The sequence below is a fragment of the Nocardioides alcanivorans genome (genome assembly GCF_021555175.1).
GTDB lineage: Bacteria > Actinomycetota > Actinomycetes > Propionibacteriales > Nocardioidaceae > Nocardioides > Nocardioides alcanivorans.
This window is the reverse complement of sequence record NZ_JAKGRW010000012.1, coordinates 133,262-156,487: the sequence shown is the minus strand read 5'-3', so window position 1 is coordinate 156,487 and position 23,226 is coordinate 133,262. Positions and strand designations below refer to the sequence as shown.

The 23,226-nt window shown below is 62.7% G+C and carries 26 protein-coding genes and 4 pseudogenes; 27 read left to right on the top strand and 3 right to left on the bottom strand.

What is annotated here, in order from left to right:
• Positions 1 to 17 precede the first annotated feature (17 nt).
• Positions 18 to 1,232 carry an NAD(P)/FAD-dependent oxidoreductase gene (locus tag L1066_RS06995; protein WP_235735633.1) on the bottom strand — a complete coding sequence of 405 codons (1,215 nt, stop codon included), beginning with the start codon at positions 1,230 to 1,232 and terminating at the stop codon, positions 18 to 20.
• 247 nt (positions 1,233 to 1,479) lie between these two features.
• On the opposite strand from L1066_RS06995, the gene L1066_RS06990 reads away from it, so the two are divergent.
• The 13 genes and pseudogenes from L1066_RS06990 to L1066_RS06940 form a co-directional block, all read left to right on the top strand.
• The gene (locus L1066_RS06990; RefSeq protein WP_235735632.1) at positions 1,480 to 2,067 is read left to right on the top strand and encodes a cupin domain-containing protein; all 588 of its coding nucleotides are present in this window, start codon (positions 1,480 to 1,482) and stop codon (positions 2,065 to 2,067) included.
• A 228-nt stretch (positions 2,068 to 2,295) separates the two neighbouring features.
• On the top strand, positions 2,296 to 2,910 hold the full coding sequence (locus L1066_RS06985) for an ATP-binding cassette domain-containing protein (RefSeq protein WP_235735631.1): 615 nt from the start codon (positions 2,296 to 2,298) through the stop codon (positions 2,908 to 2,910).
• Positions 2,841 to 3,788, top strand: a complete 948-nt coding sequence (locus L1066_RS06980; protein WP_235735629.1) for an ATP-binding cassette domain-containing protein — start codon at positions 2,841 to 2,843, stop codon at positions 3,786 to 3,788. Before L1066_RS06985 ends, L1066_RS06980 begins: the two co-directional genes overlap by 70 nt.
• 120 nt (positions 3,789 to 3,908) lie before the next feature.
• On the top strand, positions 3,909 to 4,835 hold the full coding sequence (locus L1066_RS06975) for an ABC transporter permease (protein WP_235735627.1): 927 nt from the start codon (positions 3,909 to 3,911) through the stop codon (positions 4,833 to 4,835).
• A complete protein-coding gene (locus L1066_RS28495; protein ID WP_376707654.1) occupies positions 4,816 to 5,451 on the top strand; it encodes a nuclear transport factor 2 family protein in 636 nt (211 codons plus the stop codon). Before L1066_RS06975 ends, L1066_RS28495 begins: the two co-directional genes overlap by 20 nt.
• Before the next feature lie 151 nt (positions 5,452 to 5,602).
• On the top strand, positions 5,603 to 5,830 hold the full coding sequence (locus tag L1066_RS06970; protein WP_235735769.1) for a ferredoxin: 228 nt from the start codon (positions 5,603 to 5,605) through the stop codon (positions 5,828 to 5,830).
• Positions 5,827 to 7,062: a cytochrome P450 gene (locus L1066_RS06965; RefSeq protein ID WP_235735625.1), complete on the top strand. Its 1,236-nt coding sequence runs from the start codon at positions 5,827 to 5,829 to the stop codon at positions 7,060 to 7,062. The genes L1066_RS06970 and L1066_RS06965 overlap by 4 nt, the downstream gene beginning before the upstream one ends.
• A gap of 546 nt (positions 7,063 to 7,608) precedes the next feature.
• A complete protein-coding gene (locus L1066_RS28490; protein WP_376707653.1) occupies positions 7,609 to 7,731 on the top strand; it encodes a helix-turn-helix domain-containing protein in 123 nt (40 codons plus the stop codon).
• A 121-nt stretch (positions 7,732 to 7,852) separates the two neighbouring features.
• Positions 7,853 to 8,029 carry a hypothetical protein gene (locus L1066_RS06960; RefSeq protein ID WP_235735622.1) on the top strand — a complete coding sequence of 59 codons (177 nt, stop codon included), beginning with the start codon at positions 7,853 to 7,855 and terminating at the stop codon, positions 8,027 to 8,029.
• Positions 8,030 to 8,352: 323 nt separating this feature from the next.
• Positions 8,353 to 8,532: pseudogene (locus tag L1066_RS29105) on the top strand (IS3-like element IS987 family transposase); the annotation flags it as partial.
• 30 nt (positions 8,533 to 8,562) lie between these two features.
• Positions 8,563 to 9,373: pseudogene (locus L1066_RS28480) on the top strand (IS3 family transposase); the annotation flags it as partial.
• 243 nt (positions 9,374 to 9,616) lie between these two features.
• On the top strand, positions 9,617 to 10,762 hold the full coding sequence (locus L1066_RS06945; RefSeq protein ID WP_235735621.1) for an IS110 family RNA-guided transposase: 1,146 nt from the start codon (positions 9,617 to 9,619) through the stop codon (positions 10,760 to 10,762).
• A 26-nt stretch (positions 10,763 to 10,788) separates the two neighbouring features.
• Positions 10,789 to 11,022 (top strand): annotated as a pseudogene (locus L1066_RS06940) (IS3 family transposase); the annotation flags it as partial.
• Positions 11,023 to 11,165: 143 nt separating this feature from the next.
• Here L1066_RS06940 and L1066_RS06935 read toward each other — a convergent pair.
• Together L1066_RS06935 and L1066_RS06930 are read right to left on the bottom strand one after the other, a co-directional pair.
• Positions 11,166 to 11,465 carry a transposase gene (locus L1066_RS06935; protein WP_235735620.1) on the bottom strand — a complete coding sequence of 100 codons (300 nt, stop codon included), beginning with the start codon at positions 11,463 to 11,465 and terminating at the stop codon, positions 11,166 to 11,168.
• Positions 11,462 to 11,830: a hypothetical protein gene (locus tag L1066_RS06930; RefSeq protein ID WP_235735619.1), complete on the bottom strand. Its 369-nt coding sequence runs from the start codon at positions 11,828 to 11,830 to the stop codon at positions 11,462 to 11,464. The genes L1066_RS06935 and L1066_RS06930 overlap by 4 nt, the downstream gene beginning before the upstream one ends.
• A 585-nt stretch (positions 11,831 to 12,415) precedes the next feature.
• Here L1066_RS06930 and L1066_RS06925 point away from each other — a divergent pair.
• From L1066_RS06925 to L1066_RS06870, 14 genes and pseudogenes are all read left to right on the top strand, one after another.
• Positions 12,416 to 13,516: a sugar ABC transporter substrate-binding protein gene (locus L1066_RS06925; RefSeq protein WP_235735618.1), complete on the top strand. Its 1,101-nt coding sequence runs from the start codon at positions 12,416 to 12,418 to the stop codon at positions 13,514 to 13,516.
• Positions 13,517 to 13,806: 290 nt separating this feature from the next.
• Positions 13,807 to 15,006: a cytochrome P450 gene (locus L1066_RS27560; protein ID WP_235735616.1), complete on the top strand. Its 1,200-nt coding sequence runs from the start codon at positions 13,807 to 13,809 to the stop codon at positions 15,004 to 15,006.
• 199 nt (positions 15,007 to 15,205) lie between these two features.
• On the top strand, positions 15,206 to 15,829 hold the full coding sequence (locus L1066_RS06915) for an LLM class flavin-dependent oxidoreductase (RefSeq protein ID WP_235735615.1): 624 nt from the start codon (positions 15,206 to 15,208) through the stop codon (positions 15,827 to 15,829).
• Positions 15,826 to 16,188, top strand: coding sequence for a hypothetical protein (locus L1066_RS06910; protein ID WP_235735614.1), 363 nt, complete (start codon positions 15,826 to 15,828; stop codon positions 16,186 to 16,188). Before L1066_RS06915 ends, L1066_RS06910 begins: the two co-directional genes overlap by 4 nt.
• 99 nt (positions 16,189 to 16,287) lie before the next feature.
• On the top strand, positions 16,288 to 17,130 hold the full coding sequence (locus L1066_RS06905) for a mycofactocin-coupled SDR family oxidoreductase (protein ID WP_235735613.1): 843 nt from the start codon (positions 16,288 to 16,290) through the stop codon (positions 17,128 to 17,130).
• 117 nt (positions 17,131 to 17,247) lie between these two features.
• Positions 17,248 to 17,736 carry a nuclear transport factor 2 family protein gene (locus L1066_RS06900; protein ID WP_235735612.1) on the top strand — a complete coding sequence of 163 codons (489 nt, stop codon included), beginning with the start codon at positions 17,248 to 17,250 and terminating at the stop codon, positions 17,734 to 17,736.
• Positions 17,737 to 17,965: 229 nt separating this feature from the next.
• Positions 17,966 to 18,415 (top strand): ABC transporter substrate-binding protein, encoded by a 450-nt coding sequence (locus L1066_RS26525; protein ID WP_283095314.1) that lies wholly within the window; start codon positions 17,966 to 17,968, stop codon positions 18,413 to 18,415.
• A gap of 50 nt (positions 18,416 to 18,465) precedes the next feature.
• Positions 18,466 to 19,575: an ABC transporter substrate-binding protein gene (locus L1066_RS06895; RefSeq protein WP_283095313.1), complete on the top strand. Its 1,110-nt coding sequence runs from the start codon at positions 18,466 to 18,468 to the stop codon at positions 19,573 to 19,575.
• Between the two features lie 37 nt (positions 19,576 to 19,612).
• Positions 19,613 to 20,545 (top strand): ABC transporter permease, encoded by a 933-nt coding sequence (locus L1066_RS06890; RefSeq protein ID WP_235735611.1) that lies wholly within the window; start codon positions 19,613 to 19,615, stop codon positions 20,543 to 20,545.
• Between the two features lies 1 nt (position 20,546).
• A pseudogene (locus L1066_RS28470) lies at positions 20,547 to 20,735 on the top strand (hypothetical protein); the annotation flags it as partial.
• A gap of 30 nt (positions 20,736 to 20,765) precedes the next feature.
• Complete coding sequence (locus tag L1066_RS06885) at positions 20,766 to 20,939, top strand: hypothetical protein (protein WP_235735610.1); 174 nt, start codon at positions 20,766 to 20,768, stop codon at positions 20,937 to 20,939.
• A 20-nt stretch (positions 20,940 to 20,959) separates the two neighbouring features.
• The gene (locus L1066_RS06880; protein ID WP_235735609.1) at positions 20,960 to 21,442 is read left to right on the top strand and encodes an ABC transporter permease; all 483 of its coding nucleotides are present in this window, start codon (positions 20,960 to 20,962) and stop codon (positions 21,440 to 21,442) included.
• Positions 21,439 to 22,398 (top strand): ABC transporter ATP-binding protein, encoded by a 960-nt coding sequence (locus L1066_RS06875; RefSeq protein ID WP_235735608.1) that lies wholly within the window; start codon positions 21,439 to 21,441, stop codon positions 22,396 to 22,398. Before L1066_RS06880 ends, L1066_RS06875 begins: the two co-directional genes overlap by 4 nt.
• A complete protein-coding gene (locus tag L1066_RS06870) occupies positions 22,395 to 23,198 on the top strand; it encodes an ABC transporter ATP-binding protein (protein WP_235735607.1) in 804 nt (267 codons plus the stop codon). The genes L1066_RS06875 and L1066_RS06870 overlap by 4 nt, the downstream gene beginning before the upstream one ends.
• The last annotated feature ends 28 nt before the right edge of the window (positions 23,199 to 23,226 follow it).

Here is a 23,226-nt window from a genome sequence, read left to right as displayed (position 1 = left end):
TGCCACACCAATTGCGCTCATCTTGCGGTCGGGACGGTCTGCTGCTCGTTCAGGGAGCTGCGCAGTTCCTCGCGAAGTCCCAGCGTCTCGCGAGGCATGTTCCAGGTGAGGACAGCGACGAGGCGGCCATCCAGGTGGTACGCCGCAGCGAAACGTCCTGAGCCTGGCTCTCCGCGCACAATGGAGGTGCGGGCCTGCTCGTGTGGCATTCCGTACACTTGGATCTTCGCGTTGTACTGATCGCTCCAGAAGTAAGGAATGGGCGCGAACGGCTCTACCGCCAAGCCAAGCAGAGCTTGGGCCGCGGCGGCGCCCTGTTCAAGCGCGTTTGTCTGGTGCTCCAGCCGAACACGCCGCTTGAAGAGTGGGTGCTCCCAACTTGCGACGTCGCCGGCGGCAACGATGTCCGGTGCTGCACGGCAGTACGCATCACAGTCGACGCCGTTGGAGAGTGAGAGCCCCGTGTTCCGGAGCCAGTCGACGTTCGGGGTGGACCCGATGGCGACCAAAGCCAGATCCGCTTGCAGAACCGTTCCGTCGGTAAGGCGGACCTCGCTCAACCGTTCGCCGTTGCCATGGAGGGAGGCGACCCCGACGCCGGCGTAGATCCGAGTGCCATGTTGGGCGTGGAGCGAATCGACCTCCCTCGCAACGGTCGACCCAAGTTGGCGGATCATGGGAGCGCTCAGTGGATCGACGAGGCTGACCTCCATACCGATCCGCCGGGCCACGGCCGCCACTTCGCAGCCGAGGAAGCCAGCACCGACGACGACGAGGTGACGTCCCGCAACAAACTGGTCGCGCATCCGCCGTGCGTCGTTCATAGTTCGGAGCAGGTGCACACCGTCGAGATCCTCTGATGTATCGAGACGCCGAGGCGCGACTCCTGTCGCGACAATCAGGCCGTCATAGTTCACCGTCGACCCATCGTTGAGAACGATCCGTCGGTTGTCGCGATCCAGGGATGAAGCGGACACCCCAAGACGCCATTCGGCCTCGAGCGCCTTGAGCTCTTCCTCCTTGCGAAGGTGAGTTCGCTCCTCACTCCAGTCGCCCGACAATACCTGCTTGGAGAGAGGAGGCCGCTTGTAAGGCGGAAGAGTCTCCGAACCGATGAGCGTCAGACCTCCTCTGAAGCCCTCCCTGCGGAGGGTCTCGGCAGCTGAGAGTCCAGCTGCCGACGCACCAACGATGGCGATTCTCTCGGGGTGCTCGCTGACTTCCATCATCATGTCCATCTCCTCGGGCGCAGGGGACCCGGCTCCGGAGATTCATGCCGTTCGGGCTCGGTGGCAGAAGGGCCGCCGAGCTACTGCTGGCTGTGCGCCGGTCCGAGGCCCTTGAGCGTGCAGGTGGGCCGGGCCCCCGTACCTAGGGGTAGGGCGCCACCTCAAATTGTTCCGTACACTGACTAACTGTAGGGTCGGCGACGACCTGAGTCAAGGGTCGCCATGTGACGAAGTATGTCGAGGGGTTGAAATGAATCAGGGCTATGACCGCGGGTGGAGTCGCTACTCCTTCGGGGACGCGTCGATGGGGGCCGTCAACGCTCACGCGGCAGATATCGCCATCTGTGCTCGAGGGGTCATCAACCGTGGTCCTGGTCGGCTGCAGATGAGCATCCTGGAACTGCCCGCAGACTCCTCTGGTGATGCGATTGGCCTTCATATGCACCGCGATGTCTTCAGTGGACGGGAGGTCGAGGAGTTCTACATCGTCATTTCGGGGCGCTGTCGCATGTCCTTCACCAACGGCGACGAAGTAGATTTGGGTCCGGGAGATGTAGCAGTCACCTACCCCGGCACCGGGCATGCTGTTCGAGTAGTCGGACGGGATCCGGTTCGCCTGGTTGTGATGCTGCCTGAAGGTTTCCGTACCGCACGTACCGCACTGGCTGCCGACACAGACCTACCGGAGTTCTCGCCACAGGTCACGGTCTTGGATGTGGACCCGGCGCAGATGACGCCACTCCGGGCGCGATGCGCCGGGTGCGGGGCCTTGTGGTCGCAGGAGAGTGCGGGGATCGCCTTGCCGGAGTGGGCGAGGATCCACGCCTGCTGTGCCTGAAGGGAGTGAGCGCCCGTGTCGTAGGCACCTGATGGTTGACAGCCGCGCACCGGGGTACTACCTTTCCGGAAATAACTCAGTACACGGAAGATCTGTCGTCTGCGCAGATCCCTGATGGCCGGCCGAAGTTCGGCATCGGGGTCGTTCTCGGAATGAAGCGGACAGAGCACTCCGGATGACGCACCCGTATGAGCCCGGAGGTGACCTGTGAACAACGGTGCAGTTCAAATGACGAACGTCTCGATGACCTTCGACGGCGTCCAGGTTCTCCACGGCGTGGACCTGAACATCGCGCCGGGCGAGATTCACGGTCTGGTCGGTGAGAACGGGTCAGGCAAGTCCACCCTGGTGAAGATCCTCGGAGGGCTGTACACGCCTGACAAGGGCTCACAGATCAGATTTCACGGTCGAACCGTCGCACTCCCGGTCCGTGACCCACAGCGCGTCGGCCTATCTATCGTCCACCAGGACCTGGCCTTGGTTGAGACAATGTCTGTGGCTGACAACACCGGTGTTTCGACGAACTACGAACGCCGGCTAGTAGCACCGGTCAGTGCTAGGCGTGAAGCACGCGTGGTTCGGAGACTCGCCGATCATTTCGGAATCAAGATGGATCCCAACCGTTTGGTCGGCGACCTATCGCCTGCTGAACGGTCCGTTGTTGCGATCCTCCGGGCTTTGCGTCAACTTGGCGATGGCAGTCAGGGCAAACTGGTGATCCTCGATGAACCGACGGCCTCCCTATCCAGGGGGAGTCCATTCGCCTTCTCGAGTTGCTGCGAATCATGGCCAGTAATGGCACCGCAGTGCTTTACATCAGCCACCATATGGACGAAGTTCTGAGCGTATGTGACCGTATCAGCGTCTTGCGCAGTGGGCGCATGATTGCCACGAGGGACGCCACCAGCTCGTCGGAGTCTGAGATCGTCGAGTTGATGCTCGGGTACAAACTTGATGATTTTTATCCAGAGGTCCCCCCGAGTCCCAATGAGGTTGTGCGTCTTGAAGTTCGCGATCTGAGCCACGGCGCAATATCGCAACTCTCGTTCCGAGCGCACAAGGGTGAGATCGTCGGTATCACAGGACTCGCCGGTATGGGGCAGGATGATATTCCGTACCTGCTTGCGGGAGGCCGCACGCACTTGGATGAACAGGTCATCGTCGATGGCGCTCCTGTGGACGGGAGCCCTCGGTCAGCGCGGCGGCGAGGCATGCAGATGGTGCCCGGAAACCGCCAACGAGATGCATTGTGGTTGGACGCGACGGCCTCGGAGAACCTCACTCTTCCGTTTCTCCGGAAATTCTGGCGCCTAATTCGCGTGAACCGATCACGTGAACGTCGGTTCGCGGAGGAGACCTTGCGTGAATATTCGGTGCGTCCGTTCCGGCCCGCGCTGGAAATCGCGAAGTTCAGCGGCGGGAACCAGCAGAAGGTGGTGATGGCTCGAGCGTTGCGCCAGAACCCTGGCGTGCTTCTTCTTCATGAACCTACTCAGGGCGTGGACGTCGGAGCTAAGAAAGAGATCCTCAGCTTGGTCCGGCAAGCCGCGGACGAGGGTGCGGCTGTCGTCGTCTTCTCCTCCGACTGCGAAGAGGTGGCTCAGTTGTGCAACCGCGTTCACATCATGCGATACGGGTCGGTGACGGCGACCCTTGCCGAAGGCGAGATTTCTGAGGACCGGATCCTGGCGCTTTCACAACAGTCAGCACTGAAGAAGTAGGGACTCATCATGACACCCGAAGTACAAGCGGAGACCACTCCGACGACATCGCCCTCCGACTCTCAGCCACCGCCCGCGGGGCGAGAGCCACGCCAACGCCGACAATCCATCCTCGCAAGGATGGGGCCGTGGGCGGTTCCGCTGCTGTTCTTGATCCTGTTCGTGACCTTCAGCCTGGCGGCCCCGGAGACCTTCGCGACGATGACCAATGTGCGGGTCATGATCGTCGGGCAGGCGATCATCTTGTTACTGTCGCTAGCGCTGCTGATCCCATTGCGTGCCGGAGACTTCGACCTCTCGGTCGGTTCGGTCATGATCTTGGCGGGCTGCACCCTGGGTGCTGCGACCGCCGATGGCCACGGGCTGGTGACCGCGTGTCTTTTGGCGTTCTTAGTAGGCCCCGTGGTCGGCATCGTGAACGGTATTCTTGTGGTCCGTGTCGGAATCGACAGTTTCATTGCCACACTGGGAACACTGACGATCGTCGCAGGTCTGGCGCGCTTCATCAGCGACGATGCGCTGGTGATGACCGTGCCCGACGAGGTCGTCGAGTTCACTCGGCGTAGCCTGCTCGACTTTCCTTTACCAGTTTGGGTCGGATGGATCGTCGCCCTTCTCGTTTGGTATGTCTTCGAATGCACGCCTGCTGGCCGGCACATGCTTTTCATCGGCAGCAACCTATCCGCAGCTCGGCTTGCAGGCTTGCGCGTCAACGAGTATCGCCAGTTGATGTACGTCCTCTCCGGTACGTTGAGCGCCGTCGCGGGGGTGCTGCTCGCCGGAATGCTCGGTTCGGTCGACCCAAGCTCGAGTGGCGCCTACTTGCTGCCGCCCATTACGGCCGCTTTTCTCGGTGCGTCAGCCATCAAGCTAGGGAGGTTCAATGTTGCAGGAACTTTGGTCGCCATCTATCTCGTGGCTGTGGGAGTCGCGGGCCTGCAGATGCTGGGATTCGCCAGCTGGATCTCCGACCTGTTCAATGGGACATTCTTGATCTTTGCTGTCGGGCTGACCCTACTCCTGCGACGTGGCACTTCGACGTCCTGATCAATTGACGTCGGCACGTCAGCCTCCTTCGGAGGCGCCGACGAACTCCCTGGTAGGGACTGCTGGAACTAGTGCATCTACAAGACGAGGTGTTGAATTGAACCAAAATTCCCCCAACCTGGAGGACCGGATTCGGCGTCTGGAGGATGCGGAGGAGATCCGGTGCCTATGGCACCGCTACCTCCTGCTCTTCGACCGCGGTGGCGCTCATCAGGATATTGCCGAGCTATTCACCGAGGACGCGGTCTTTGAGACACGTGGCGCTGATGGCCCGGACCGCTTTCTTCGTGGCCGGAACTCAATTGTTAACGACTTTCTGAGGATCGTCTCGCCACCCCGGCCCTTGAAGGACGACCGGGTCTATTCCGGTCATCAGGGCACTTTGTGTGAAATGGAAATCCATCGTGATTCCGCCCGACTTTTGGGCCGGTTCCTTGAGATGACCGGACGTGGACCTGGGACAATGCTGGCTGTCGGAGGGACCCACTCCTTGGACCTTCGGCGTGAGGCGCTCGGGTGGCGAGTCGCCGGACTCGTCATGCAACTCACGTTCTGTGTGCAACTGGACACCGTAGACCCGAGAACAGCATTTTTGGGTAAGCCGCCGTCGGAGTAGGCGACTGACGGCGAATCTTGAGATCCATTGCTCTTGACCAAGACCCAGTCCCATTCTAAGATAATCAGCGTACTGAACGAATACAACGGACATCTGTGCGCATCACCTCTCAGCGTTGGGCGGTTTGATTCGTGCCGGTCACGTTCTTGCGATGCGTCCAGTCGCGTCGAGGAGGTTTGCTGTGATCATTGAGATTGACGAGGACAGTTGTGTGGGAGCCGGCCAGTGTGTCTTGGCGGCGCCGTTGGTCTTCGACCAGCGAGATGACGATGGGATAGTCGTGTTGCTTGACGAGGATCCCGTGGATTCTGAACGCATCCATGTCGAGGAAGCAGCGATCCGTTGCCCTGCTGCTGCCATCCGAGTCGGTGGCGCGTGAGGGCACGCACGGACGATCATCGACTCTCCGAAGAGCACTTGGCATATCCTATCGTCCGGGACACGCCCTTTGAACTGTCACCGATCCTGGCGAAGGCCCGGGAGGCCGAGGGGCTGACGCGAGTGCAGACCTGGAACGGCCGCGAACCCTGGCTCTTGTGCAAACATGCCGATGTACGTCAGGCGTTGCAGGATGGACGTTTCAGCGCCGATATTCAGGCCGAGGGGTATCCGCACAATTCCCCGGCGCAGCTTGAGACCGAGGGCGCGCTCTTCATCCGTATGGACGGGGCTGAGCACGCACTGCGGAGGCGGACCATCATTTCTGCCTTGACTCCTAAGCAGGCCGAACGACACCGGCCACGGGTTCTTGAGATCGTCGACGAAACACTCGATGAGATGGTTGCCCATGGTGGTCCGGTCGACCTTATCGAGCACTTCGCGCTACGAATCACCACTGCGGTGATCTGCGAGATCCTGGGTGTCGAGCATCAGACTGCGAAACGCGTGGTTGACGCGATGGAGGACATCTTCGATCTTGCAGCGACTCCCGAGGAGCGGGTCAGAGCGAACGAGTTCGTACTAGATGTCATGCGCGATACGGCGCAGGCCAAGAAGGAGAAGCCTGACGAGACCCTCCTGAGTCGCCTCGTCAACGTCACGGTGGTCAATGGTGACCTGGAGTTCGAAGAGATCGTGACCATCGGCCGGTTCGTGATTGGTGCGGGACACGAGACGACGGCCAATATGCTCGGACTCGGCACATTGGCGCTTCTTAAGAATCCGGATCAGATCGACATCCTGATGTCGGACCCGGAGACCTTCGCACCAACCACGGTCGAAGAGATGCTTCGCTACTTGAGCATCGTTCAGGTCGAGCCTAGTCGGATTGCGACCGAGGACGTCGAGGTCGGTGGCCAGGTCGTCCAAGCGGGCGAAGGAGTGGTTATGTCGCTGATGGCGGCCAACCGCGATCCCCGGGCCTTCGGTACCGCGGAGCGGTCGCTCGATGAACTCGACGTCACGAGGACAGGGATCACTCACCACGTGGCTTTCGGGTACGGGCCGCACCAGTGTGTGGGTCAGAACCTGGCACGCGTCGAGATGCAAGTGGCGTGGTGCCGGCTGTTCCAGAGACTCCCTGGCCTCCGGCTCGCCATGGCTGAGGAGGATCTCGAGTTCAAGAGGACCGGGTTGAACTACGGTTTGACCAAGCTTCTCGTGGACTGGTGAACGCACCGCCGATAGTTGCTTCAGCGATCGACGAAGCGAGCGGGCGCCTGTTGGAGGATCTCGAGTCGTTCTGACCTGATTTGTACAGGTTTAGTGGCTCTTTCCGAATGAGGGCGTAGGTCGGGCTGGCGCGTCGGTGCCGGGGTAGGCGTCGAGGTCATCAGAAGATGGAGATTCCGACGCTCGCCATATGGAAGACCTCGACGTGCCCGATGCTACCCCTGCCGGCGGGCTTCGCCTGCTGACCTGACCACCGTCGCCCGATGGTTACTTGACGGCTTGGGATCCGAGTGTGCTTCTAAGACACTTTTTCGTGTCGCTAGGGTCGGCTGTTGGCATGGATTCGGCGGGTTCACACGACGTCTGGGGCGACCGCGGTCCAGGTCGCTGGCTCCGTGGACGGGCGTCGCCGATTTTCGCGGCATCTCAGTTCGGAGCGCGTTGAAGCTGAACTCGGGGTCTTGGTCGAGGAGACCGAGCGCTTGCTGGCCGATGACCAGGGAGGAGCTCTCGACCTGGGCCTGACCCGTCGGTGCACGGCTCCGGTTGGCCAGGCTGATGGTCGATCACGGCTGGTCCCCAGCTCGGGCTGTCGAACGTTATGACGTGTCGTGGCGAACGGCAGCGAAGTGGGCTGAGCGCTATCGCAACAAGGCCCACCCGAGATGACCGATCGGTCCTCAGCCCCGCACCGTCGGCCCAACTGAACACCGGCACCGGTGGTGCGCCAGATCGCGCACCTGCGTTGGGAACAGCGCCTGGGCCCGGTCGAGATCGCTACCGGCTCAACATGCCGGCATCGACCGCGCACGCGGTGCTGGTGTGTTGCCGGATCGACCGACTCACCCACATCGACCGAGCGACCGGTGAACCGATTCGCCGCTACGAACACGACACGGCCGGCGACCTGCTCCACGTCGACGTGAAGAAGCTCGGCAAAGTGCCCGATGGCGGCGGCTGGCGCTAAGTCGGACGCCAGCAGGGCCTCAAGGACCGCGCAGCCACCGCAGCGCGTACCGGCATGCCCAAGAGCAAGTACCACCGGCCCCTGGTGGGTGCCTGCTTCTTGCGCTGGACCGGCCTGACCCCGGCCAAGGTATGACCACGGTGTCCTGCGTTCGATTTGTCGGTCGGCTCCGGTGCAGCGTCGTGGTGCGCACCGGCCAGGCGGAATTGACCTGATAGGAGCTTGGACTAGAAGCCCCGTCACAGACCTGTCGCCCGCCCGGCGGGTCCGCTCCGCCGTCAGAACTGAATCGCACTGGGTTTCGTTCCGCTTGATCAGTCAGGATGGGAACGATGGCCAGGTATACGAACGAGATGCGTGAGCGGGCAGTGCGGATGGTCGCTGAGGTCCGCCCGGAGCACCCGCACGAGACGGCAGCGTTGCGGCACGTCGCGGGGTTGCTGGGGATGAACGTCGAGACCCTGCGGCTGTGGGTCCACCGTGCTGAGGTCGACGCCGGGAAGCGGCCCGGGACCACGACGGATGAGGCGGAGGAGATCAAGCGCCTCAAGCGTGAGGTAGCCGAGCTCCGCAGGGCGAACGAGATCTTGAAGTCCGCCTCAGTGTTTTTCGCCAAGGAACTCGACCGCCCCACGACGAGATGATCCGCTACATCGACGAGCACAAGGATCAGTTCGGGGTCGAGGCCATCTGCCGGGTGCTGCGTCCGGCAGTTCGTGGGTTCATCACCTCCCGTGGCTACCGGGCCGCGAAGACCAGAGCCCCGTCGGCGCGGTCGTTGAAGGACGAGTTGCTGGTGCCGGAGATCGCCCGGTTGCACGTCGAGAACTACGGCGTCTACGGGGTCCGGAAGATGCACGCCCTGATGCGACGCCAGGGCTGGGAGATCGGTCGCGATCAGACCGCTCGGCTGATGAAACTCGTCGACGTTCGTGGGGTGAAGCGGTCGAAGAAGGTGTTCACCACGAAGCCGGATCCGGCGGCGGTGAAGCCGGCCGACTTGGTCCAACGGCGCTTCCACGCGCCCGCGCCGCGGCGGCTATGGGTTGCCGACATCACCTACGTCGCGACCTGGTCGGGGTTCGCTTACGTGGCGTTCGTGACCGACGTCTACTCACGCCGGATCGTCGGGTGGAAGGTCGCCGCGACGTTGAAGGCCGACATCCTCCCTTGCAGGCGCTCGACATGGCCGCGTGGGACGCCAAGCGCGAGGGCGCGGTCGATCTGACCGGGCTGGTCCATCACGCCGACCACGGCTCGAACTACCTCTCGATCGTCTACACCGACCGAATCGGCGAACTCGGCGCGAAGCCCTCCACGGGCACCGTCGGCGACTCCTTCGATTGCGAGCATCGTGTCTGCGCCACCACCTGGGGTCTGACCCTTGTTACGACCGGCCCCGCTGGGTGCCCTCGCGTTGACGTGTCGGCCCCGGGTGGTGGCGTGCACCTGGCTGCTGGCCGGGTGGGCAGTGACCTGATAGGAGCCTGACTCGACCAGGGCCTCATCGCAGTCCTGTCCGCCCACTCCGGCCAGCTGAGCCATGGACAGCCCACCCGGAGATGCGAGAGAGGAACCCATAGCCCGATGCCCAGCATGCAGCTTCGCCGCGACGATGTCATCGTCGGTGTCGACACCCACAAGGACAACCACGTAGCTGTCGCGATCGACGGCCTCGGCGGCCGACTCGGCGACATCGTCGTGCCCACCACCATCGCCGGGTTCGAGGAACTCCTCGCGTTCTGCCTGGCCTTCGTCGGGTCCGCCGGTCGACTGGTCGGGTTCGGCATCGAGGGAACCGGCTCCTACGGCATCGGGCTGGCCCGCTACCTACGCCGCCACGGCCACGACGTCCACGAGATCGCCCGGCCAGCACGGGCTGCGGAACGCCGACTTGCGGGCAAGAACGACACTATCGACGCCGAACATGCTGCACGGCAGTTGCTGGCCGGCCAGGGACTGGCCACGCCCAAGAACGCCGACGGGGCAGTCGAGACGATCAGGCTGGTCAAGATCGCCTACGACGGCGCCGTCCAGGCCCGCACCACCGCCATGATCACGCTCAAGGCGACCCTTGCTACCGGCAGCGAAGCGCTGCGGGCAGAGCTGGAGAAACTCACCGACCACAAGCTCATCACCGCATGCGCTGCGCTCGACGGACCGGCACCGCTTCCGCCCGTGCGCCGTGGTGCACCGGCCGTCGTTGTTCCTGCGGACCCAGACTCCGCGATGCGGCACGTGCTGTCCTCGATGGCCAAGCGTTGGTTGTCGCTGCACGAGGAGGCCAAGGCTCACGCCGCGTCGATGAAGGCGCTCACCGCGGCCGCCGCGCCCCAGCTCGTCGAGGCCGTCGGCGTCGGCTACGACACCGCGGCGCAGATGCTCATCACCGCCGGCGACAACGCCAACCGGATCAAGTCCGAGGCCGCGTTCGCGAAGATGTGCGGCGCTTGCCCGATCCCAGCCGGATCCGGGAAGACGAACAGTCGGCACCGTCTGTATCGCGGCGGGAACCGCCAGGCCAACGCTGCGCTGTATCGCGTGGTGATCGTGCGCATGCGATGGCACCAGCCGACCATCGACTACGTGGCCCGTCGCACCGCCGAGGGGATGTCGAAGCGGGAGATCATCCGCTGCCTCAAGCGCTACCTCGCTCGCGAACTCTTCCGGCTCCTTCCAGCACCAGACGCCATCACCAACCCCGGCGGCGAGGATCTCGAAATGGCCGCCTGATCGACTTGACGATCTATAGGAGCATCAACGCGCTGGCCGAGGCCGTCAACGGGCTCTACAAGACCGAACTCATCAGACGGCGCGGGCCGTGGCGCACGATCGAGCAGGTCGAGCTCGCGACGCTGGAGTACGTGTGGTGGTGGAACAACCAACGCCTTCACGGGGAGCTCGACATGCGCACCCCGCTCGAGGTCGAGGCCGCGTACTACGCTGCCCAAGAATCATCCCGGCCAGCACTCGCTGTCCAAGGGAACGCATAGGAACGAAACCCAGTGCGATTCAGTTCGGCGACATCGCCGCCTTCACGCACACCGCCGTCGGCATCGGCAGCGGGCGTCCAGATCTTCTTCGGGACCAGCTTGATCGCGTCGCGGATCTTCTCGGCGACCGCGAAACCCACGGATTACTCGAGCTTGCGGCCCCGGACCTTGTCCTGGTCGGTGAGCCAGTTCAGTAAGTCGTGCGAGGCTCCGGCGCCATCGGAACGGATCAGCAGATCCTTGCGGTGGCTGGCGGGGACCTGGGCGATCGCGTCGGTCAACACCTCAATGTGATCGGTCGCGGTGTTCGACCCAGCCCGACCGGTGCGCAGCTTGGCCGCCAAGAACTCACTCGTGTTGTCACACCACACGCCGAGCGGGTGGAACCTGAAGGTCCGCTTGAAGGTGGGCGCTGCCTGCTCCTTCTCGGAGTGGGCGATCACGATCGTGGCATCGACATCGAGCACCACGGTGGCGCCGAGGCCGGCCCGGCGACCCGGCTGGCCGGCACCCCGTCCGGCAGTTGGGCCCACACGTGACGACGGACCCGCGCTCGTGCAGTGGCGATCTTGTTCAACCGCGCGGGCGTGACTTCGTCCAAAGCGCGCCACACCGTCGGTGGCGACGCGCCCGGGCCGAGCACGCCGGACTGGTGGCGCAGCGCGTCGATGTCGGCGATCGCTTCGCCGCCGTAGGCCAGCATCACCGCGCCATCGACCAGGACCCGGCCGCGGTCGTGGATAGGGATGAACGACCGGCGTGCCATCGCCTTGGAGAGTTCACTGGTCAGGCCCGTCCGGTCAGCCAACAGACGAGCCCGACGCTGCCCGCGTGGGCCACCACGCCGACACCATCGGCGGACACGGACAAGCCACTGGACCACGAAGTACGCTTCACCTACGGAGTGCCTTCCAAGCTGGAGATCTTGAACCGTCGCAAGTTCAAGTTTCCCCTGCTGGGCAGGCACTTCCGTGTTTCTACTCGCCGATCAGACCGCGGCGCGGTGAACGATCCGGGCTAACTGAATCGCACCACCACACGGCCTTGCAGCCGGGGTGGGATTGCCGCATCAAGTCTCAGTCGGCCCCCTACCCCATTGACAAGCAATGTGACCGGGATTACTGTCGCAAAATCCTCAGTGTACTGAGCACTGGTGGCGCCGCCTGCCGCCGGCTGATCGGGCCGGGGCGGAACGTGCTCATCGGGGTCGCGACAAAGGTTCGTCGCCGCACACATCAGGCGAGGCCGAAGCGGCGGACAGTATCTCGGCGAGAGGGAACGTCTCGGGTTCAAGAGTGTTCAAGCCGCAAGAAGGGTGATGCAGATGCTCCATCGAGCGAAACTGACTGAGAGGTACGTGCGAATGCGCGGTAAACGCCGGCAAGCTTTGATCGTGACTTTAGGCTTCATTGTGGGCCTCATTGGCAGCGCCTGCTCGGAGGGCGACACGCAAGCGACCGCGGTTGATACTGGACCCAGGACTGACTGTGCGGTCGAGGCGAAGGTCCGCTATGAGAAGGCGATGGCCGTCCCGGAGTTTGAGTTGCCCCCCGCCATCGACGGTTCATCACTGGCCGACAAGAAATTCGCGTATGTGGGAATCATTAGTAACTCCGTCGTCAAGCAGAAGTTCGAAGCATTCAAGGAGGCTGTCGAGTCGGTCGGGGCTGAGGCGATTCTCTTCGACGGCAAAGGCCGTCCTGACGTTATAACTCAGGCATTTGGATCCGCAATCGCTCAGAAGGTATCCGGGATCGTGACCGACGGCTACGACGCGGCTGCGCTCGTACCCACGGCTGTCTCCGACGCGAACTCGGCTGGCGTCCCCGTAGTCAACGCGAATGCGAGTGACCCGAGTTCGCCGCTCCCGGATGGAATCGCCGCCAGTGTCGCGCCTTCGGTCAAGCTCATGGGGGCTACCCAAGCCGACTACGCGCTGGCGGAGACGAACTGCAAGCTCAACGCGATCACGATCTCGACCAGTGGATCCCAACTCGTCATCGACAGTGCCGAATCCTTCGTTGAGGAGGTGAAGAGTCTGTGTCCGGATTGCAAGGCCGAGATCGAAGAAGCAAACACAGCCACCTATGCGACATCCTTGGCGCCCCAACTGCAGTCGGTGCTGCAGCGAGATCCCGCCATCAACTACATCGCCTCGGCGGCCGGCGACAACTTTGTGCCGTACGCTATACAAGCGACGAGCGCACTGGGCCGCGAGGTTCCGATAGCCAGTGGCGAGGGCTCGGGGCTGACCGACGCTGTCAAGGGCAACAGCGTCGCGTCTAGCGTGCTGTGGACGCCAGGAGAGATCATGGGGTACTTCTCAGCGGATGCTGTCCTGCGGGCTGCCGTCGGCGAGCCCGTCAACGTGGAACTGCCGATTCGCCTCGTGAACTCGAGCAACTGGGGCGACGGCAACGTTGATGGGTTGTTCGGCGACACAAACGAACTGAAGAGACGCTTCAAGGAGGAAGTCTGGAATGGGCAGCCTTAGGGGCCTCGTTCCGTAACCGTGCCAATGGTGGTCGGCTTCGCGCTGTCCTGCGTCCGCGTTAGCAGCGCGAGCCCGACTTCATCTTCCAAAGGGACCCGCCAACGGCGTTGGCCGCTTCGACCCAGCAACCGATGTCTGGCTCGTCAATATCGATCCCGAGACCAGACGTTGTCGCAAGATACCCCTTGACATTCCGTATCCCATTCAGGGATAGTGCACATATGGCCATTGATCAGTGTACTGAGTAATTGATCAGCCGTGGCCCTCGCGCCAAAGATCCAGGAGTTCCGGTGACCGAACCCAGCGTCAAGTCTGTTTCTCAGCCAGTTTCTGTGCCTTTCCGACTCAATGAGCCCGACGTGGCAAGAGAGCCCGGCGAGTACTATAAGGACCTACTGTCGAGGTGCCCCGTCGCGCATTCGGATACCTTCGATGACGGTTTCTGGGTGATCTCGAGCTACAAGGATGTCTACAACGCCTCGCTCAATGCGGATGTCTTCAGTAGCGCTTGTCCTGTGACCATCCCCTCTCTTCCACCTCCGCGGGTCATCTGCATTGAGCAGGACGACCCTGAGCATCGAAAGTACCGCAGGCCGCTCCAAGGGTGGTTCTCTGTCAAGCGCATGCTCGCGTTGGAGCCGAGTATCCGATCGGTGGTCGGATCTCTTCTCGATGAGATCGTGGAGGACGGCCACGCCGATCTGGCGGAGGTGTTCTTCAATCCGTTCCCCACGATGGCCATCGCCATCATCCTCGGGCTCCCCGAAGATGAGTGGACCTGGTTCCGCGATAAGGCGATGGATAGAACGAGGCTCACGCAGGAGGGGGAGTTGGAAGGGGCAGCTGTCGCCTACGCCGAGATCTTGGCCCGCCTCAGTAGGGGCGTCGAAGAACGCCGTTCCCACCCCCGTGAGGACATGCTCTCGGACATCGCGGGTCTCATGATCGATGACGAGCCGATCAACCACGATGACGCTGTTTCGCTGGCCTTTCTGCTGCTGGGCGCCGGCGTTGAGACGACCGCGAGCGGTATCGGCGGGCTCCTCTATCGCGTCGCGGGAGACCCGAAACTTCGCGACCAGTTGCTCGACGACCCGGCTCTGATCGAGATCGCCGTCGAGGAGGCGTTGCGGATCGAGTCACCTTTCCCGGGGATGGCGCGCACGACGACTGCCTCCAGCACTGTGGGCGATGTGTCAATCGGTGCAGGGGAGCGGGTGATGCTCATGTTCGGTGCGGCCAACCGTGATCCCGCCATGTTCGAGGATCCCGACGAATTCCGTCTCGACAGAAGCAACGTCCACAAGCAATTGGGGTTCGGTGCGGGGATCCACCGCTGTGTCGGGGCGCCTTTTGCCCGCCTCCAGATGCAGATTGCAATGGAAGAGATCCTGCGGCGTATGCCCCAGATCCGGCTCGCGGGTCCGGACGGCGTGAAGGTGTCTTGGACGACGAGCCGCGAGTTCAACAAGCTCGAATGTAGCTGGTAGGCGGATGCTGTAGCCGGCTGTCTGCGTTCCTCGATGGCGGTCGCGTGAACGAGGGCGCTGCACACAACGTGCCTGGGCCAGATTGCAGGATCCCTGCAATGAGGTAGCCGCTCGTGGAGCGGGAGTGCCCACGCCGGTCGGCAGCTCTCAAGTCAATGTCAACCCACATTTCGTACGGCCCCGGAATCAACGATGCTTCGTGGCGGTCGCGTACGTCCCTGATAAGGAACGAATAATGCGTTTGTCGGTCTCCCTGCCCTCCAATTTGACCCAAGATGTAGCGAACTGGCGATACGTCTTGGACTTCGCTCGGGCGTGCGACGAAGCCGGCGTCGATCGCATCATGGCGCCAGATCACATCGTGTTCGGGGAGCAGTTGGACGCGTACGGCAACCCTGCCCTGGGCGGACTCGTCGGCGGCTCCCAGCCCACCGGACCCGACGGTAACTACTTCGAGCCCATGTCCCTCCTCGCGGCCTTGAGCGGGGTGACCACCCAGATTCGATTGGGCACTGGAATCCTTCTGGCTGCCCTACGTCGACCGGTGGTGCTGGCCAAGTCCGCTGTCACGATCGACGTGCTCTCTGGCGGTCGCCTCGATCTCGGTGTGGGTATCGGTTGGCAGCGGGAGGAGTACGTCGCCGCGGGTCTTAACTTCAAGGCCAGAGGCCGACTGCTTGATCACACGCTCGAGGTCTGTCAGTTGTTGTGGCGCGAGAAGCGAGCCAGCTATGAAAGCCAGGACCTGACGTTTTCCAATATTCACGCGATGCCGAAGCCCCTGCAAGAAGGGGGGTACCGATTTGGGTCGGCGGCCGAGTGAACCAGAACGTCGCTCGACGGATCGCCCGGTTCGGGTCGGGGTGGATCACGTGGGACATCGGCCACGAAGACATGGCGGAGAGTATCGCGAAGATGCGTTCTCTCGTGGTTGAGGCGGGTGTTGGACACGACGGTGCGTTCCCGGTGCAGGTCGGAATCTTCGCGGAACATCACGCAGATGGTCGCAACGACTTCAGCAAGACGTTTGCATGCCTGCCTCAACTCGCTGAGGCAGGCGTCACCGATGTGATTCTGTATCGCTTGCGCACGACTTTGAACAAAGATGAGACCGCTCAGATGACGGCGGAGATGGTGGCCGAGTTCCGATCGGCCGCAGCGGGGGCTCGTCGCGGCGCATAAGTACCGCGCGGGACGCGACGGTCTTCTGAGACTGCCGCTCGATGCTCTCGGGACAGCACAGCTTGAACGCAATTCGGTTTTCAACCTTGGGAGAATGAAATGGGACGACTTTCGGGAAAGGTCGCACTCGTCACCGGTGCGGCTCGTGGTCAGGGGCGTGCGCACGCAGTGCGTCTTGCAAGCGAGGGTGCGGACATCATCGCCTTCGATATCTGCGAGGGCTTCGCGAGCGCGAACTACGACCCGCCGACACTGGCTGACCTCGAGGAGACGGCGAGGCTCGTCGAGCAGGAGGGGCGCGCAATCGTCTGGCGGAAGTTGGACGCCCGCGACTATCAAGCGGTCAAGGCGCTCGTGGACGACGGCGTGCGTGAACTCGGACGCCTAGATGTGGTGGTGGCCAATCACGGTATCTGCCACTACGGCTACGCGTGGGAGGTGACCGAGGAAGAGTGGGACGAGGTCATCTCGGTCAACCTCACGAGCGTCTGGAAGGTGCTCAAGGCGATCGCGCCCGTGCTGATCAAGCAGGGTGACGGTGGCTCCATCATCGTGACGAGCTCAGTTGCCGGTGTACGCGGACAACCGTTCCTGGCCCCTTATGTATGTTCGAAGCACGCCCTGGTCGGCCTTACCAAGACCCTGGCCAATGAGCTGGGACAGCATCGAGTCCGTGTCAACACCATTCTCCCGGGGGCCGTGATGACGCCGATGGCAGGCTTCGAATGGAACGGACAGAAGGGCGAAGCTAACCCCTTTGGTGGAGAGCTTGAGAAGCCCGAGGTCGCGGCGACTCTCGGGCCCATCTTCATGAACGCGCTTCCAGACAAGTGGATGGCGCCTGAGGACGTTGCGAACGCTGTGGCCTTCCTGGCGAGCGATGAGTCGCGATTCATCACTGGGACCGAGATCGCGGTGGATGCCGGTTCAACGGTCCGTTAGTAGGTGCGCTGCCCGTCGAGTCGATGGGCAGCGCAGTTGCCCGGAGCTTGCCGGCGAGGAGCGACCGGGGGCGGGGCAAACCCGATGTGAACCCAACCGAGGCAGGAATGGAGCGGCATGGACGTCGAAGAGCATGGCGCACGCTTGGAGATCATGGACCTTATCAGTGAGTACACGGTGTCCAACGATCGCGGCGAGTGGGATCGCATGGAACGCATTTGGGCTGAGGATGCCGTGATGAAGGTTCCGGGCGTTGGGTTGGGCCGCTATGAAGGCCGCGAGGCGATCACGGCCCGGTTTCGCAACGGTGATGCTCGAACACTCAGGGCAAACTTGGCGGACACCCGAGACCAAGCTCAAATGTCGGTTTCTCGGCACCACCTTACTTCCACGCGACTCACGTTCGTGGACAGCTCATGCGCCGAGGGCGTCACCTACTACCTGGTGATCACCGATGCCGGCTATGACCACAGCGGGACTTATGAGGATAGGTTCGTCAAGATCGACGGCCGCTGGCTGATTGCGGAGCGGACTACGCAGGTCGAGCACGTCGCCCCAGACTCCTACTACGGTGGCCTCCTTCGAGCAGCGGTCACGCCGTCTTAGCAGGAGGATCCGTAAGCCGGCCGTCAGCCCCGCAAACGTCGTGCCAGTCCCTCGACACAGGTCTGTGTGCGACTGACATCCAATGATCTGTACACGGAGTGGTTCAGGTCAAGATGGCGCCGTGGCCCGGCGAGTTCCCTCGCTGGGCGAGCGCGGTGATCCTCCATGCGGACATACCGGGCCTTTGCGCACCCAGGCGGAGACAAATATGAACTTGAGGAGAGCGAGTATGAATCGAACACGACAAGACAACTCGGGCCTGCAGGCCCCTGCTCGTCGTTACGTGCTGATGATCGCCCTCGCCGTGGCGCTGCTCGCTGCCTGCGGACTGTCCAATGGGGAATCCGAGGACGCAGCCGGCAAGACGATCACGGTGGGGACACCTGCCCTTGACGGCAACTGGATCGACCCGATGCAGGCCAGGAACGCGTTGTCCACCGCCTGGATGCGCGATGCCGTGGGAGAGGGCCTCGCGCGCCAGGAGATCGATGGGACGTGGGCACCCGGACTGGCGACTTCATGGCGGGTCTCCTCGGACGGGTTGACGTGGACCTTCAAGCTCCGTGAAGGGGTGAAGATGCACGATGGTTCGACCTTTACTGGCGAGGATGTAAAGACAGCGATCGAACGGGTGGTCCGCGAAGCGGCAAGGACCCCGAGAACTGGATCCACTACCTGAGTCATTCCGGTTTCGCGAAGGCGATCGACACGGTGGTCGTAGATGACGACATGGTCGTCAAGGTGACGACGAAGCGGCCCTACCCGAATCTCCTCCAGGACTCGCCGGTTCCGATCGCCACTGGTTATTACAACGAAGTCGGTGAGGACCAGTTCATGAGGGCCCCGGTTGCCGCCGGCCCTTTCAAGTTCGTGTCGCAGGAAGTGAATCAATCCATCGTGGTCGCCCGCTTCGACGACTTCTGGGACGAGGGGCGAAAAGCCAACTTCGAGAGACTGGTCATGAAGGCGGTGCCGGACGAGACGACCAGGATCAGTGGGTTGCAGTCGGGTCAGCTCGATGTGGTCCAAGGGTTGAGCGCCAATGGTGCAGAGCAACTCGACGGCTCGGGCGGCATTCGGATCGTCACCTCGGAGTCGGCTTCGCTGGGGTTCATCCAAATGCTCGACAATCGCGACGACGGTCCTTCGCCCCTGAAGAACCTGAGGGTGCGCGAGGCGCTCCTGATGGCCGTGGATCGTCAGGCGATTGCCGACACCTTGTACAAGGGCTATGCACAAGTTGCAGCGACACCCATGCTGACGACGACTGACGGATACGACGCCTCGTTCGAGCCTCAGGCCTACGATCCCGACCGCGCCAAGCAGATTCTCGCTGAGGAAGGCGCGGCGAACCTTGAGCTTGACCTCAACTCCTACAGCTCGTCGCCATCGATACCGAATGTCATGAAGTTCGTGGAGGCGATCTCCGGCTACTGGGCGAAGGTCGGTGTGAAGGTGAACCTCACTCTCGACGACAACGCGACCTATGTGCAAAAGAGCTACGACCAGGCCTACGACGGTGCCTCGGTCTTCTCCATCAACGGAAGCTTCGCCTCAGAGCTGACCGGGTACGTGCCCTACTTCACCACCGATGGCATCTTGACCTCACATGCCGACACTCGGTTCGACGACGTTCTGGACAAGGCCCTCGCCACGATGGACGACGGCGAACGTGAGGAGTACGGACGGCAACTGAATGAGTTGATGCGTGAGACGCTTTATGTGCTACCCATGGTGCGTTTCGACAACGTCATGGCGATCGGCCCTCGGGTCGCTGAGTTCAGGCCGAAGGTCGCCACGCCGATAGCTGAGCCGTTCTGGTACCTGGAGGCCGAGTGATGGCTGCAGCGCAGGTGCCGTCGATGCGTCGCGCCCCATGCTGAGGTTCGCGCTGAGCCGTTTGGTGCAGGGTTTGATAGCGGCCCTCGTCATCGTCTCTGCGGTGTTCTTCTTGGCACGCCTGAATGGCGATCCCGCGACCTTGCTTGCGCCACCAGATGCGGGACCGGAGGAGATCGAGGCCCTGCGAGCCGAGCTCGGATTCGACCGCCCGGTCCTGGCTCAGTACCTCGCATTCTTGGGTGACTTAGCGCGTGGTGATCTCGGCACATCGACCAGCTACCACGTCCCAGTCAGTGAACTGGTCGTGCCGGCAATGGGCCAGACGGCCCAGTTGGCCCTGGTTGCCTTCATACTGGCCTTGGTGACCGGGGTGCTGCTCGGAGCGCTCGCCGGGTCACGGGCCGACACCCGGACTGACACCTCCGTAAGGCTCCTCGCCGTGGTCGGGCAGTCGGTTCCCTCGTTCTGGCTCGGCATGCTTCTGATCCTGTTGTTCGCTGTCAACCTCAACTGGTTGCCTGCCTTCGGGGCGGACGGTCCGAGCAGCCTGATACTTCCGGCTGTGGCGCTCGCAGCGTTGCCCACCGCGGCTATCGCCCGCCTCACTCGGTCGACGGTCATCGAGGTTCATCACAAGGACTTCACGCTCTATGAGAGGGCAAAGGGAGTGTCGCCGCATGTTCTCTTCGGGCACGTGATGCGCAATGCGTCATTGCCTGTGGTGACTCTCGCGGGGCTCCAACTCGGCGCGATGTTTTCCCAAACGATCGTAGTGGAGAACCTGTTCGCGTGGCCCGGCGTCGGGCGACTCGCCATCGGCGCAATCGGATCCAAGGACTTCGCCCTCGTCCAGGGAGTTGTCGTGATCAACACGCTCCTGTTCATTGCGTTGCTGTTCGTCGTGGACCTCCTGTATGGCGTGCTCGACCCCCGGGTGAGAGATCAGCGGACGACGGTGGGTGCCTGATATGTCAGTGAACTCCGCGGATGTCGAATCAGACATCTCCGCGCCCGGCAGGACGAGATCCGGGCGGCGACAACGAAAGGTTCGTCGGCCGTGGCTCAGCCTCGGGATTCTCGTTCTCTTCGTCCTGATGGGAACGCTAGGTCCGTGGTTTGCCCCTCACCCGCCCAATGCGATCGATCTGGCTCATGCGTTAGAGCCGCCCGTCTTCGCTGGGGGAACCATGGGTCACCCCTTCGGCACTGATCACCTGGGCCGCGATGTGCTGAGCCGCATGGTCTCGGGTGCACGGGTTTCGCTGCTCGTCGCCGTGGGAGCTGTCGCGCTGGCCGGTGTCATCGGCACTGCGGTCGCGCTGCTTGCCGGTTTTGTGGGGGGCGACTCGACATCGTGCTGACCAGGGCGGCGGACGCATCGATGGCCTTCCCTGTCCTGCTGCTGGGCATCGTGATCGTGGCGCTCTATGGAGCCAGCATCGTCGTCGTCATCCTAGTCATCGTCCTGGGGGCATGGCCCCAGTACGCGCGCGTGTTGCGTAGTGAGGTCATCCGGGTTCGGGGCCAAGCCTTCGTGAGGATGTCGACGGTCCTCGGCGGTGGTCCGTGGTGGTCGATGACCAGGCACGTCCTGCCCAACATCATCCCGACACTCCTGGTGCTCGCCACGCTGCAGGTCGGTCTCTCGATCGTCGCCGAGGGGAGCATGAGTTTTCTGGGCATAGGCGTGCCGCTGCCTGACGCGTCCTGGGGCAACATGTTGGCGGACGGGCGATCTTATATGCGGAACGCCTGGTGGCTTTCGGTTTTTCCCGGCGCAGCGCTCAGTCTGACAGTTGTCGCAGCGAACCTCACGGGGGACTGGTTGCGTCAGCAGCTCGACCCTGCGACGAGGAGGAGATGATCGCGTTGTTGGAGATCAAGAATCTCAAGGTCGACTACCTCTCAGGGTCGGACACGCTGCCTGCGGCGCGGGGAGTGACCTTCACAGTCCCGGCCGGGACCGCGACGGCTCTGGTCGGCGAGTCCGGCAGCGGGAAGAGCACGATTGCGATGGCGATCATGCGGATGATCCGCCCGCCGGTGGGAGATATCGCTGGTGGAAGCATCAAGCTAGATGGTCTGGACCTCGTTGACCTCCCGGACCGTCGCATGCGGGAGGTGCTGCAGCGCGATATTGGGTTCGTGCCGCAGGATCCGACGACCGCACTAGATCCGCTTTACCGCGTGCGGACCCAGATCGCCGAGTCGATGCCCGGGGTTGCTCGAGGGGAGCTGAATGAGCGCATCGCCGACCTGCTTGCCTCGCTCGGCATCAAGGACGCCCGATCGCGGATGCGCTCCTACCCCCATCAGTTCAGTGGCGGCATGTGCCAGCGTGTTGCCATTGCCATTGCCTTGGCGGGTGATCCAAAAGTCCTGATCGCAGATGAACCAACAACGGCGCTTGACGTCACGACGCAAGTGGGAATCCTACGACTCATCGATCAAATGCGTCGTGAGCGGCAGTTGGCGACCCTCCTGATCACTCATGATGTGCGAGTTGCTCGGCTCCTATGTCAGAACGTGGTGGTGATGTACGGCGGCGTCGTCGTCGAGCGCGGTCCGGCGCGAGAGGTGCTGAACGAGCCCCGGCACCCCTATACCCGCGCATTGATGGTGTCCAGCGCTCAAGGCAGGGAGCCGCGGCGGCCTCTGCAAGTGATACCTGGGCAGCCTGCGACCCTGCGAGAGATGCCTGCCGGCTGTCCATTTGCCCCTCGTTGCGCCCGCGCACTGGACATTTGCACCACGCAGATGCCGGCTTCCATCGACGTAGGGCAGAGCTCGCTCGCATGCTGGAATCCGGAGGACCGATGACGTATGTGCTCGAGGCTCGCGACTTGACGAAGGTCTATCGCACGACGCGTGAGCATGAGGTGCGAGCGCTCAGTGGCCTGAGCCTCACGCTTGCGCCCGGCGAGACCGTGGGCGTCGTGGGAGAGTCCGGCAGCGGGAAGACGACGTTGAGCCGCCTACTGCTTGGACTCGAGAGACCGACGAACGGGACAGTTCTTTTCAGGGGAGAAGACCGCCAACAGTTGGGTCGCGCTGGTCGTCGTGAGTACGTCAACGCCGTGTCAGCTGTCTTCCAGAATCCCTACAGCTCTCTGAACCCGCGGCGCAGACTGTGGGACATCGTCACCGAACGCCAAGCAATCGAGGGCGGTGCCGGCCGACGCGCTCGTCGGGCTCGTGCTGCGGATCTCCTCGGCCTGGTCGGGCTGCCTACCGAGCTCACCGCGTCCTTCCCCCATCAGCTCTCGGGTGGCCAGCGGCAGAGGGTCGCGATCGCACGGGCCCTCGCGCAAGAGCCGGCAGTGATCATTCTCGACGAGCCGATGTCTGCCCTCGACGTCTCGGTCAGCGGCCAGATCTCGAACCTCCTGCTTGAGCTCCAGCAGCGGCTCGGGGTGAGCTATCTCTTCATCGGTCACGACATGAATCAGGTACGGCATTTGAGTCACCGTGTCTTGGTCCTGCTCAAGGGCGAGTGCGTCGAGCAAGGTGATGCGCAATCGGTAATGACGCAACCTCAGCACCCCTACACCCGCGGCCTGATTGCTGCTTCGGAACTCCAGACGCTCGGCCCCGACATCAGCGTGGAGGGCACCGGTTGATGACTTCGGGCCCCTGGGCTGCTCGAGG

Coding starts and splice junctions, on each gene's coding strand:
- L1066_RS06995 (WP_235735633.1), bottom strand. CDS start 1,232: ATGATGATGGAAGTCAGCGAGCACCCCGAGAGAATCGCCATCGTTGGT.
- L1066_RS06990 (WP_235735632.1), top strand. CDS start 1,480: ATGAATCAGGGCTATGACCGCGGGTGGAGTCGCTACTCCTTCGGGGAC.
- L1066_RS06985 (WP_235735631.1), top strand. CDS start 2,296: ATGACGAACGTCTCGATGACCTTCGACGGCGTCCAGGTTCTCCACGGC.
- L1066_RS06975 (WP_235735627.1), top strand. CDS start 3,909: ATGGGGCCGTGGGCGGTTCCGCTGCTGTTCTTGATCCTGTTCGTGACC.
- L1066_RS06970 (WP_235735769.1), top strand. CDS start 5,603: ATGCGTCCAGTCGCGTCGAGGAGGTTTGCTGTGATCATTGAGATTGAC.
- L1066_RS06960 (WP_235735622.1), top strand. CDS start 7,853: ATGCCGGCATCGACCGCGCACGCGGTGCTGGTGTGTTGCCGGATCGAC.
- L1066_RS06945 (WP_235735621.1), top strand. CDS start 9,617: ATGCCCAGCATGCAGCTTCGCCGCGACGATGTCATCGTCGGTGTCGAC.
- L1066_RS06905 (WP_235735613.1), top strand. CDS start 16,288: ATGGGACGACTTTCGGGAAAGGTCGCACTCGTCACCGGTGCGGCTCGT.
- L1066_RS06900 (WP_235735612.1), top strand. CDS start 17,248: ATGGACGTCGAAGAGCATGGCGCACGCTTGGAGATCATGGACCTTATC.
- L1066_RS26525 (WP_283095314.1), top strand. CDS start 17,966: ATGAATCGAACACGACAAGACAACTCGGGCCTGCAGGCCCCTGCTCGT.
- L1066_RS06895 (WP_283095313.1), top strand. CDS start 18,466: ATGGTCGTCAAGGTGACGACGAAGCGGCCCTACCCGAATCTCCTCCAG.
- L1066_RS06890 (WP_235735611.1), top strand. CDS start 19,613: ATGCTGAGGTTCGCGCTGAGCCGTTTGGTGCAGGGTTTGATAGCGGCC.
- L1066_RS06885 (WP_235735610.1), top strand. CDS start 20,766: ATGGGTCACCCCTTCGGCACTGATCACCTGGGCCGCGATGTGCTGAGC.
- L1066_RS06880 (WP_235735609.1), top strand. CDS start 20,960: ATGGCCTTCCCTGTCCTGCTGCTGGGCATCGTGATCGTGGCGCTCTAT.
- L1066_RS06875 (WP_235735608.1), top strand. CDS start 21,439: ATGATCGCGTTGTTGGAGATCAAGAATCTCAAGGTCGACTACCTCTCA.
- L1066_RS06870 (WP_235735607.1), top strand. CDS start 22,395: ATGACGTATGTGCTCGAGGCTCGCGACTTGACGAAGGTCTATCGCACG.